Origin of the sequence: Bacteroides intestinalis DSM 17393, from assembly GCF_000172175.1 — a bacterium.
In the GTDB taxonomy this organism is placed as follows: Bacteria; Bacteroidota; Bacteroidia; order Bacteroidales; family Bacteroidaceae; genus Bacteroides; species Bacteroides intestinalis.
In genome coordinates, this window is sequence record NZ_ABJL02000008.1 from 732,788 (window position 1) to 745,163 (window position 12,376).

A 12,376-nucleotide genomic window follows, 5' to 3' on the forward strand; every position below is an offset into this window, starting at 1 on the left:
TAATATATATGGAAAAAAGAGATTACTACGAAGTACTGGAAGTCGAAAAGACAGCAACGGTAGAGGAAATAAAGAAAGCCTATCGCAAAAAAGCCATTCAATATCATCCTGACAAGAATCCGGGTGACAAAGTGGCGGAAGAAAAATTCAAAGAAGCGGCAGAAGCATACGACGTACTAAGCAATGCGGACAAGCGTGCCCGTTATGATCAATTCGGTCATGCAGGAATGAGTGGTGCTGCCGGAAACGGTGGTCCGTTCGGTGGCTTCAGTGGCGGCATGTCTATGGATGATATCTTCTCTATGTTCGGAGATATCTTTGGTGGACATAGCGGTGGCTTCGGAGGAGGTTTCAGCGGTTTCGGAGGAGGATTCGGAGGTGGAAGTTCGCAACGTGCGCGTTTTCGCGGTTCGGACTTGCGCGTAAAGGTCAAACTGAACCTGAAAGAAATTTCTACCGGTGTAGAAAAGAAATTCAAACTGAAAAAATATGTTCCATGCGACCATTGTCATGGTTCGGGTGCTGAAGGTGACGGCGGTTCGGAAACTTGTCCGACCTGTAAAGGTAGCGGATCGGTGATTCGCAACCAGCAGACAATCCTCGGTACGATGCAGACCCGTACTACCTGCCCTACTTGTGGTGGCGAAGGAAAAATCATCAAGAATAAATGTAAGGTGTGTGCCGGAGAAGGTATCGTCTACGGTGAAGAAGTAGTAAGCGTGAATATACCTAAAGGTGTAATGGAGGGTATGCAGCTTTCTATGAGCGGTAAAGGAAATGCCGGTAAGCACAATGGTGTTCCGGGTGACCTGTTGATTCTTGTAGAGGAAGAACAGGATAAAGAACTGATCCGCGACGAAAACGACTTGATTTACAACCTGCTTCTCAGCTTCCCGACAGCTGCTTTAGGTGGCGCGGTAGAAATACCCACCATCGACGGCAAGGTGAAAGTGAAGATTGAGTCGGGCACCCAACCGGGTAAAGTACTCCGGCTTCGCGGAAAAGGACTGCCAAGTGTGAACGGATACGGTACGGGAGATTTATTAGTAAATGTTAGCGTATATGTACCGGAAGCTCTTAACAAAGATGAGAAAAAAGCACTCGAAGAAATGGAAGGCTCAGACAATTTTAAACCGAATACTTCTATTAAAGAAAAGATTTTCAAGAAGTTCAAGAGTTTATTTGACTAAGCCGACTTTAAACTGAAAATAGATTTTTAGCAGTATCAGTTAAAGAATGAGCATAAACTCTAACTGATACTGTTTTTTTATAATTGAAAGACTCTTTGAGTTATAAAAGAAAAAACGTCAAAACTAATTGCAGCTATCTGTTCATATAGATAGTTTTACTATCTTTGCCGTCCCCTATTCTATGAGTAGAAAGGGGAGCATGATGATAATTGATAATAACTGATGAAACTTAAAACAATTTTGCTGACTACAGTGGCTACAGGCGCTTTCATGTGTGAGCCTGTCATAGTGCATGCTGTAAATTCTACGCCCGATTCTATGGGATGGTTCCGGAAGAAAAAGAAAAGTGAACCTAACGACAGTGTTAAATCAAAAAACGAGTACGAGAAACTGACCGGAGACGGTAGCATCATTCGCCGTGGTATGTTCAATGTGTACCAGAAAAAGAACGATTACTATTTTGAGGTACCGACGAACCTGCTGGGCAGAGACATGCTGGTAGTGAACAAGCTCCAACGTGTCCCTTCCGAACTGAATGAGGCCGGAGTGAACCGCGGTACCAATTATGAAAACCAGATGGTTCGCTTCGAACTGGATAAGGCAACAAACAAGTTGCTGATTCGTCAAAGCCGCCCTCTTCCCCTCGCTCCTGCCGAAGATGCCATCAGCCAGTCGGTACGTGATAATTATATTTCTCCATTGATAGCCGGCTTCAAGATCGAGGCATTCAACAATGACTCTACCACCATGGTCATCAAAGTGAATGATATTTATGATGGTACAGAGACAAGCATCAATAATGTATTTACCAATATAAATCTGGGAACCTCTTCCATCAAGAATCTGTCACGCATTCTCTCAATCAAGTCATTCGAGAATAATGTGGTGGCTACGTCCGAACTGACCACGAAAGTGACCGAAGGAACGACTTCCATCTATGTAACTGTCGAAGTAAGTTCGTCACTGATGTTACTGCCGGAAACCCCGATGACCGGCCGCCTGGATAATGCCCGCGTAGGCTACTTCACCAATCCTTTGCTTAGCTATAGCGACGGACAACAACGGGTTAGCAAACAACAGTTCATCACTCGCTGGCGCCTGGAACCGAAACCGGAAGATCGCGAGCGCTATCTGCGTGGTGAGTTGGTGGAACCGGCTAAACCGATTGTATTCTACATAGAGAATTCCACACCGTATCGTTGGCGCAAATATATCAAACAAGGTATCGAAGACTGGCAGGTTGCTTTTGAACATGCCGGTTTCAAGAACGCCATCATCGCCAAAGATATTACGGACAGCATGACGGTAGACATGGACGACGTGAACTATTCCGTACTGACCTATGCAGCCTCAACCAAGGCAAATGCTATGGGTCCTTCTATTCTGGACCCCCGTTCAGGAGAAATTCTGGAAGCGGACATCATGTGGTGGCACAATGTGCTGAATATGCTTCAGGAATGGATTACCGTACAGACAGGTACTGTACGCCCGGAAGCACGCGGCATTAAGTTATCCGATGAACTGATGGGTGACGCCATGCGTTTTGTGGCCTGCCATGAAGTAGGCCACTCTTTAGGATTGCGTCATAACATGATGGGGTCATGGGCATTTCCCACGGACTCACTCCGTTCCAAGTCATTTACCGACCGGATGAACTCTACCTCTTCTTCCATCATGGATTATGCCCGTTTCAACTACGTAGCACAACCCGGTGACGGAATAACTGCACTCTCACCGCATATCGGTCCTTACGATCTTTTTGCCATCGAATACGGTTATCGCTGGTATGGTAAGGAAACTCCGGAGGAAGAAAAGGATTTGCTTTATGATTTCCTGAGCCGCCATACAGACCGTCTTTATAAATACAGTGAGGCGCAGGATGTACGTGATGCCGTAGATCCCCGTGCACAGAATGAAGACCTGGGCGATGATGCCGTACGTTCTTCCCAGTATGGCATTGCAAACCTGAAACGGATTGTTCCCGAAATTATCAAATGGACAACTACTGGGGAGAAGGGACAAACGTATGAAGAAGCTTCACGTCTATATTATGCAGTGATCAACCAATGGAATAATTATCTGTACCATGTACTTGCCAACATAGGGGGTATATATATGGAAAATACAGTGGTAGGTGACGGTCAGAAAACTTACACTTTTGTAGAGAAGGAGAAGCAGCAGGCCGCTTTGAAATTCTTACTTGATGAAGTATTGACTTACCCGAAGTGGTTATTCGACGCAGAAGTGGGTGAATATACCTATTTGCTTCGCAACACTCCGCTGGGCATAGTAGAAAATGCACCGACACAAGTATTGAAGAATGCCCAATCTTATATTCTTTGGGACCTCTTATCCAATAACCGCCTGGTACGTATGCTCGAAAATGAAGCTGTGAATGGTAAAAAGGCTTTCACAGCCGTAGAGTTGATGGACGGTTTACACCGCAGTATCTTCGCAACCACGGAGAGAGGCGCACTACCTGATGTCATGACACGTGCCTTACAGAAAAACTTTGTAGATGCCTTGATTACAGCTGCTGCCGAAAGCGAAGGAGTCAAAATCAACAAAAAATTAATGGATAACCACTTCCTGCTGGATAACCAAATCCCCCTTTGCAGTTGTGACGAGCATGCTCATCGTACACTGGATTCAGATCGTATGGGTGCCCGCCGCGAATTGAATTTTTACGGTTCCCAGCTAAATCGCATCTCAGATGCCATCTCCGTGAAACGAGGAGAATTGCTTCGTATCAAGGATTTACTCCAGAGTCGCTTAGGAACATCGGATGTGGCAACCAAATATCATTATAAAGATATGATTCTTCGTATCAACACAGCATTGGGACTTTAAAACCAGTTTTCAATTTAAGTATTAATTTTATTATTTTAACGGATGAAAAGACGCTTATCTGTCGTGTTCCTATTACTGATAGGAACACTCACTTACGCCCTTGCCGCAGAGCGACAAGTAGAGGGTGTAGTAATTTCTTCTGAGGATAAATTGCCTCTCATAGGTGCTTCTGTCTATGTGACGGCTGAGGATCTGAAGAAAAACGGGAACAATCAATCGACTATTGGTGTCATTACGGATATCGACGGTAAATTCTCTATTTCAATTCCGGATGGCATTACCCGGTTTTATTGTAGCTACGTTGGCTATGATGTAGTGGAAATAAAACTCATTCCGGGCAAAAAACAATATGATATCACTCTTCAACCTTCTGCTCATATGCTTGATGCGGTAGTTGTAACGGGATACCAGACTGTGGAACGCCGTAAACTGACGGCTGCCGTGTCAAAAATCGATATCTCGGACCAGATGGTAGGTGCAGCCAAGAGCATAGACCAGGCATTGACCGGACAAATTGCCGGACTTTCCGTAAGCAATATATCCGGTGCCCCGGGAGCTCCTGCTAAAATCCGTATCCGCGGTACCTCTTCGCTGAACGGTACACAAGACCCTTTATGGGTATTGGACGGCATTCCATTGGAAGGAACGAACATTCCCAGTATGGAAGTACTGAAAGATATCGATAACGTAGGACAAACCGCCATTGCCGGCCTGAATCCTGCCGATATCGATAATATCACCGTTTTGAAAGATGCTGCCGCAACTGCCATCTATGGTGCCCGCGCAGCTAACGGTGTGATTGTGATTACCACAAAGAAAGGTAAAGTCGGAAAACCGGTTATTAACTTCTCTTCCAAGCTGACATATTCTCCTAAGTTGAATATAGACCGCTTGAATCTATTGAATTCAGAAGAGAAAGTAGGTCTGGAACTTGACTTGCTGGAATCCGGCTATCCTTACAGAGAAACCAAAGGTGAGGTATATCGCATTATCTCCGGATTGGGAGAACTACAGAACTTCAAAGACGGAGGTTGGAACGCTTTGTCCTCCAATGCTCAAGGTGCAATCAATAGACTCAAGGCAACTAATACGGACTGGAGTGATATCCTTTTTCGCGATGCATTTACACAGGAATACAACTTGTCTCTTTCCGGTGGTAGCGAAAAGGCAACTTATTACACTTCTTTCGGATATATGAAGGAAAACGGTAATATTCCCAATGTCTCTGCCGAACGTTTGAATTTAGTGATGAAGACCAGCTATAAGGTGAACAGCATATTGAAAGTCGGTGCTTCCATGTTTGCCAACCGCCGTAAGAACTCTACTTATTTGCCGGATGACCGGGGACTGACGAACCCGATCTATTATTCACGTCTGGCAAATCCTTATTTCACTCCTTATGATGCCAATGGCAACTATAATTACGATGTGGATGTAGAAGATGATACGGACATGGATTTTGGTCTTAACCTCTTCGAAGAACGGAAAAATACGAGTAACGAAACTACCATTAACGGCCTTTCATCCATCTTCGACGCTGAACTGCGATTTGACGACCGTTTTAAAATTACCACCCAACTCGGTTTGCAACTGGATAAAACTTCTATCGAAAAAATCGCTGAAGAAGAAAGTTATGTGATGCGTACAGAGAAGAAGAATCATCGTAATAATGGCGTAACTTACCTGCCGGAAGGAGGATTCCATAAGGCTAACGAAAACTCACTGTCCCAGCTCACTTGGAAAGCGATGGGAGAATACCGCGATACCTACAATGACATCCATGAATTTGAAATAATGGTGGGAACAGAAATCCGCAAGACATGGGAGGAAAAGCTGTATAGCGCCGGTTATGGATTTGACCGGAAGACGCTGACAACAAAGCCGATCATCTTCCCGGAAGAAAGCCAGGCCTTCAAGTTACACGAGAAAGCTCATGTGGAGAATGCATACGTATCTGCTTTCTCAACCCTGTCTTACTCTTTGCTGAACCGCTATACATTGGGCGGAAGTATCCGTTTTGACGGTTCCGACCTTTTCGGTGTAGACAAGAAATACCGTTATCTGCCACTATATTCAGTCAGTGGTTTGTGGCGTATCTCTCAGGAACCTTTTATGGCGAATGCCAAATGGATAGACAATCTGGTAGTCCGTGCATCCTACGGTTTGCAAGGAAACATTGACAAGAACACCTCTCCTTACCTTTTGGGTAACTACAGAATTGAAAATATCCTGCCGGGAGGGTCGGAAGATATGATTGATGTTTCCGGTGCACCGAACAAAAAACTGCGTTGGGAGAAAACCCATTCAGTAAACGCCGGATTCGACTTTGCAGTATTGAATCAGGCTATCAATCTGAGCGTAGACTATTATTATCGTAAGGGCGTAGACTTGATTGGAACCCAAATGCTCCCACTGGAAACAGGTTTTGAAATGTTGACCGTCAACTGGGCCAGTATGCAGAACCAGGGTGTTGAGGTTGCCCTTAGCACACGCAATATCCACACCAAGAATTTCATGTGGACCACCAACTTCAACTTCGCATACAACAACAATAAAATACTGAAAGAAGCACTGCGCGAAGATGCCTTGGAACCGGGACGCGAAGGGTATCCTGTAGGAGCCTTGTTTGCCCTGAAAACAGCCGGATTGGATGAAGAAGGTTATCCGATGTTTGAGGGTAAAGACGGAAAAGCCGTATCGGCCATGGAATTCTTCAAATTGCAGGAATGGGGATTCGGAGCAACTGACCTGACAGCCCGCGAACGCCGTGAACTTTACACTTATGTAGGTACAGCCGACTGCCCTTATACCGGTGGTTTCAATAATACTTTCACATACAAAGCATTTGAACTGGGTGTCAACTTCAGCTTCGACTTCGGTGGAAAGGTGCGCAGCCAACCCACCTACTCTATCGTTGACTTTGATAAAGGACGTAATACGAACCGCGATATCCTGAACCGATGGACTCCGGAAAACACGGAAACAATCTTCCCTGTTCTGCTGAGCCAAAATGAACGTCTGGACGAATACATGTGGTATTCAAACCAGAATGAAATATACCGTAACCTGGATATCTGGATCAGAGACCTAAACTACGTGCGACTGCAAAACATCCGTTTAGGGTATACATTGCCCACTAATTTTAGCCGCAAATTGGGTATGACTTCCGCTACAATTGCCATCGAAGGACGTAACTTATTAGTATTCGGTTCAAGTTACAAGAATTATCTTGATCCGGAAACGATGTCCAACGCGTATGCAACCCCGGCTCCGAAGTCTGTTACCCTAAGCCTGAACCTGAATTTTTAATTTTATAGAGAGTTAAAACAATGAGAAAGATATATATAATGTTATTGATGAGCAGCGTAGTATTACTGACTGCTTGTGATATGCTTGACATTCAACCTACGGGAAAGGTGATCCCCCAGACTTTAGCTGAGTACAGAGCGCTGATTGCCACAGCTTATAAGACCGTTCCCGATGCCAGAGGACTCGCCTGTTTTCGTTCGGATGAACTGTATGTGAAAGACGATAGTTGGGAACAGGATCGTTACGGAAAAATCGAGTGCTGGGATGACTTCAGCGCACCGGGACAAACCACTGCTTTTGAGTGGAAGAACTTCTATAGCATCATGTTCACTGTCAACTATACCATAGAAGAGCGGGAATCCATCAACGAAGGGAGCGAAGAGGACATCGACCAATTGATTGGTGAATGTTATCTGCTCCGTGCTTACATGCATTTCCTGTTGGTAAATCTTTACGGTCAGCCCTATACCCGTTCGGGAGCATTAGAGACGACAGCCGTGCCGCTTAAGCTGAATAGCGATATCAATGAAATTCTGAAGAAGAATACCGTTGCACAAATTTATGAAGCGGTTATTGCAGATATCAACGAGGCTGAAAAACTGATTAATAAAGAATCTTGGGAACAGAAATTTTCTTATCGTTTCACAACCTTATCTGTAAAAGCCCTCCGTGCCCGTGTATATTTATATATGGGACAATGGGACAATGCATATCAGGCAGCCGAAGCGATACTTGCTGAAAAGAATACATTGGAAGATTTCAATGCAGAAACTTATACCCTGCCCAACAACTATCAGTCTGTAGAAAATATTACTGCCTTAGAACGCGGTATGTCTTCTAACTACACACAGGCTGCTGTTCTATCAGAAGCTTTAGCTTCTTTATACAAAGAAGGCGATTTACGTCTGGACGCTTATTTTAAAGCTGCCGACAAGAATGGTTATCGCTTCAGCCAAAAAAGCGGAAAAGATGATTTCCGTTGTTCTTTCCGGGTGGGAGAAATGTACCTGAATTCGGCAGAAGCAGCCGCACAATCGGATAAATTGCCCCAAGCACGCACCCGACTGCTGGAGTTAATGCAGAAGCGCTATACGCCGGAAGCATATACAGTAAAAGCAACTGCCGTGAACGCAATGACCAAAGAAGCCCTGATACAGGAGATTCTGGATGAACGTGCGCGTGAATTAGCTTTTGAAGGACATCGCTGGTTCGACTTACGCCGTACCACCCGCCCTCGTATTGAAAAAGTGCTCAAGGGAGGAACCTATGTATTGGAACAGGATGATTCGCGTTATACAATTCAAATTCCAAGAGAAGCGATAGCTGCTAATCCGGAGTTGTCGAACTGATAAATAAGTAGAGTTGATAAATAAGAAAACCTCCTTTCTCATCCCCATGACAAGATTAGAAAGGAGGTTTTTTCTAAGATACACACAATTTACTCCACAGGAGTTATCTTCACAAAAGAAACTCCATGATAGGGAACCTGTGTCCGGAACTCCCCATTATATTCCCCCAAATCTTTTTGCCGCCACAGATCGCGAACAGATACTTTGCCAGTAATTCCCAGTTGCTTGAGAGCTAATTCGAAATCATACGTCTTCATCTGGATAGCTTCAGCCTCATCCTGATCCCACAAGATAAAATAAGGATCTATCTGGAAGAATCCTACTGCATACGATCCATCATATAGTTTCTTATACCATATCTGCCCATTATCAGTCAGCAATTTTGTGGCCGGTGTTGCCAACAGGTCCTGATTCACAGCAATCACTTCATTATTTGTCAGTAAACTCAACGTAAAATCATCTATATCGGACATATCACAACCGATCAACAGCGGAGCGGAAAGAATGCACCATAGAGAGATATGGGAATATTGTTCATCAGGAGTCAGAGCCGATTCATGAACCTTCTCTCTCCAAGCCTTACCCAGTTTTCCTACCACCAGCATATCGGGATCATTATAGTTCCCCGGTGCAGTAGCCTGAGCACAAACATCCTGAAAACAACCGATGGCTGTCACCACATTCCATTCATCAGTAATGTCACGGGTGGTGCGCCACAGCTCACCCCCTGCCTCCCTTGCCCAGTTCCAGACATTGGGAGCACCATATCCCACACAATAGACAATGTCCCGATCCACTTTATCCAATGCATCACGCATAACAATATAGGGTTCGCGGATTGTTTTCTCTTCTGAATCCTTCTGAACCGCATGATATCCGCAATGATCATATTTGAGATAATCTACTCCCCATCTGCCCCAGGTCCGTGCATCTATTTCCTCATGCTGATAACTGCCCAGATAATCACCACATGTTGTCGGTCCCGGTGAAGAATAAATACCGAATTTCAATCCCAGAGAATGAATATAATCAGCCAAGCCTTTAAAATCAGGGAATTTCTCATTGGAGAGCAATTCTCCCTGCTTGGTACGTTCGGTAGCTTCCCAGCCGTCATCAATATTCACATACGTCCATCCGTATGCATGCAACTTTTCATTCATCATGCGGGCAGCCTCGCGCACTTTCTCATCATCTACAGAAAGTCCCCAGCAATTCCAACTGTTCCATCCCATCGGAGGAGTCAGAGCAATCCGGTCTCCTATTTTCAAGGTAATTTCTTTTTCGGCTACACCTTTTTCGTTCATGGCTTTCAGAAGCACTTTGAAATCTCCTCTAAGTTCGGTTTTTCCCGTAATAAAGCCGGTGGAAGTATCTAATTTCAGTCCGGCAGGAAGTCCTGACGCTTCAAAAGTCATTGGCCGGTTACCACTTGCCATAATCGTCATCAGGAACGGATTTCCCGGACGGGCGCCATATACCAGAGGATTATTAATCCGTGGAGTTTCCGGAGCTTCCGGTGTCAGAATGTACTTCTCCTTAGCCACAGGCTTCGGCCAGGCAGGTATCGGGGTAATCTCTCCATGGGTCACAAACTTCACATTCAACCAGTCGGCATGGTCGTACATAATGCCATCGCCACATTCTTCAACCAATAGCAACACTTTATCAATGCCGGAGAGGCTGACATTGAACTCTTTTACGGGATCGCCCTTCCGCATCACACCACTTTTCCAAAGTTCTTTTTTATCTCCGATTATCTTGAACTGCAATTTACCGGCATACAGGTTGTTATCGTCCGCTCCAACCAAGCCACTCACTGAAACGGCCTTACCACCCAAATCATACAGCATACGGCTGATGGAATGAGCTCCGATACCCCGCTTATACACAACTCCATTTACCGTAAGTGGAGTCCATACCACAGACTGATTTATCTGCGGTATTCCCCAATCCTGTACAAAACAGGAGTCCTTATAAACTTCATCCAACCAAACTTCACGCTTCGGCCCGTTATTACAAGAGGAAACAAACCACAAGTTTGCCAAAAGAGCCAATGCGATAATTACGTTTTTCCCAGTTTTCATAATATTTCGCTTTTTATTTCAGAACCGGATTAATAAACAACTCATCTATATATACCTGTTGCGGAGCTTCAAAAGCGACCTTTACATAGCGTACATTTTCATCCAGTTGGTCAAACAATATGCTTTCAATCCAGGCATCATGCTTGTTGTTCGGAAAATAAGGGGCGTCTTTTATGGAAGACAGATTATACTCTTTACCGTCTATTGAAGTATACAGATATGTCTTCATCGGCATACCTATTTTTTCCGGATTATAATTCAGCATACGCAACATAGCTTTCTGAACACGGGTTTTCTTTTGCAGATCCACTACAAATTCATGATAACCGGCCTCGAACTTCACCCAGCGGGCATCCTTACTATCCTCTTCAGCAACCTTACCATCCAGTAACGGTTGCAAACCGGCCTTTCCAAGCATCATTTGCGGAGCCGCTCCATTGACTAATTTCTCCATAAATGCTGCTTCCATCAGTTTCCAATATTCCTTTCCGTTCTTCCAGTCCATATAGTCAGCATACACTTTGTTCGACCAGACAGGTTGTCCCAACTGATACTTTGACTCAGGATTCTCAATAATACCGTAGAACATAAATGAAATGATCTTATCAACCCCCGCCGCAGATGCTGCAACCTGCTGGGACAGCAGCCTCGGATAGGCTGCCGGAATCAAGGCAGAAGTACGGTCATTGGTACCCTCTTCCCAAGTGAAAGTCTCACAATTTGCCCACATTTCAATATTCAGGCGGTTATGAATATCACGCAATCTCTGCCAGTTCTTCTTCAGACGGGGAAGTGTGAACTGATCGCGTACACACCCCACTTCATCCTGATAGGCAATGATATCCACTTTCAGTTTCTGCATTTGCTTCTCATATTCCGGATTATCAAATTCTGACAATCCGATTCCATAAGGAGAGATCAGGGTTTTCTTGCCCGGAGCCAATTTTTTAGCCTTCTCTGATAAGGTATTTACCGACTGCACCGCATGCTCCGCAAAAATAGGACAAAGGCAATCTTCTACCGGTAAATACCAGCCATAAAAGGCTTTGTGGTTTTTATAAAGAGATGCCAACTCTTCCATGATCCGGAGCTGCCGTTCCTTAATTGCCGGATCAAGCAGATTATCATCCTGATCCTTTGCCCAGCCACTACTCATGAAAATCTTCATATTATGTTTGGCTGCTTCATCCAGAATAGCATCCACAGGACTTTTCTTATCCTTATTATACCACCAAGGCATTATTTGCGAAGGATAATAAGATTTTCCTTCATTGGCAACCTCCATGAGTACCAGATATTCGATACCCATAGCCGACAATTCACGTACTTTAGCTTCCCACAATTTCGGGTCCATATTATCAAAACTCTGAGGATTCGTATATTTATTACGTACATCCTTGTATGCCAGGTTGATCCAGCTACCTGTAACAGGTTTCACACCCAAAGCCGACTCGGTGGTTTTCTCTTTTTTCTGTTTGTCGGAAGCGGCATTATCCGCACCCACCGTAACTACCGGTAACGCAACCAATAAAACTGACAGAGCAAATCCTATCATTTGAAATTTCTTCTTCATAGTACACATTTATAAATCTAT

6 protein-coding genes are annotated in these 12,376 nt (G+C 44.6%); 4 read left to right on the forward strand and 2 right to left on the reverse strand.

Annotation, left to right across the window (positions count from 1 at the left end; genetic code table 11):
- Nucleotides 1-8: 8 nt before the first annotated feature.
- The 4 genes from dnaJ to BACINT_RS12635 all read left to right on the forward strand — a co-directional run bounded on the left by dnaJ (nucleotide 9) and on the right by BACINT_RS12635 (nucleotide 8,698).
- On the forward strand, nucleotides 9-1,190 hold the full coding sequence (dnaJ, locus tag BACINT_RS12620) for a molecular chaperone DnaJ (protein WP_007663659.1): 1,182 nt from the start codon (nucleotides 9-11) through the stop codon (nucleotides 1,188-1,190).
- A 222-nt stretch (nucleotides 1,191-1,412) separates the two neighbouring features.
- Nucleotides 1,413-4,040: a zinc-dependent metalloprotease gene (locus tag BACINT_RS12625; RefSeq protein ID WP_007663662.1), complete on the forward strand. Its 2,628-nt coding sequence runs from the start codon at nucleotides 1,413-1,415 to the stop codon at nucleotides 4,038-4,040.
- Nucleotides 4,041-4,082: 42 nt separating this feature from the next.
- Complete coding sequence (locus BACINT_RS12630) at nucleotides 4,083-7,349, forward strand: SusC/RagA family TonB-linked outer membrane protein (protein ID WP_007663665.1); 3,267 nt, start codon at nucleotides 4,083-4,085, stop codon at nucleotides 7,347-7,349.
- 20 nt (nucleotides 7,350-7,369) lie between these two features.
- A complete protein-coding gene (locus tag BACINT_RS12635) occupies nucleotides 7,370-8,698 on the forward strand; it encodes a RagB/SusD family nutrient uptake outer membrane protein (protein WP_007663667.1) in 1,329 nt (442 codons plus the stop codon).
- Nucleotides 8,699-8,787: 89 nt separating this feature from the next.
- On the opposite strand, the gene BACINT_RS12640 is transcribed toward BACINT_RS12635, so the two are convergent.
- Entirely contained in the window at nucleotides 8,788-10,782 is a 1,995-nt protein-coding gene (locus BACINT_RS12640) for an NPCBM/NEW2 domain-containing protein (RefSeq protein ID WP_007663669.1), read from the reverse strand.
- 13 nt (nucleotides 10,783-10,795) lie between these two features.
- Nucleotides 10,796-12,355, reverse strand: a complete 1,560-nt coding sequence (locus BACINT_RS12645; protein WP_007663671.1) for a DUF4434 domain-containing protein — start codon at nucleotides 12,353-12,355, stop codon at nucleotides 10,796-10,798.
- Nucleotides 12,356-12,376 lie beyond the last annotated feature (21 nt).

Coding starts and splice junctions, on each gene's coding strand:
- dnaJ (WP_007663659.1), top strand. CDS start 9: ATGGAAAAAAGAGATTACTACGAAGTACTGGAAGTCGAAAAGACAGCA.
- BACINT_RS12625 (WP_007663662.1), top strand. CDS start 1,413: ATGAAACTTAAAACAATTTTGCTGACTACAGTGGCTACAGGCGCTTTC.
- BACINT_RS12630 (WP_007663665.1), top strand. CDS start 4,083: ATGAAAAGACGCTTATCTGTCGTGTTCCTATTACTGATAGGAACACTC.
- BACINT_RS12635 (WP_007663667.1), top strand. CDS start 7,370: ATGAGAAAGATATATATAATGTTATTGATGAGCAGCGTAGTATTACTG.
- BACINT_RS12640 (WP_007663669.1), bottom strand. CDS start 10,782: ATGAAAACTGGGAAAAACGTAATTATCGCATTGGCTCTTTTGGCAAAC.
- BACINT_RS12645 (WP_007663671.1), bottom strand. CDS start 12,355: ATGAAGAAGAAATTTCAAATGATAGGATTTGCTCTGTCAGTTTTATTG.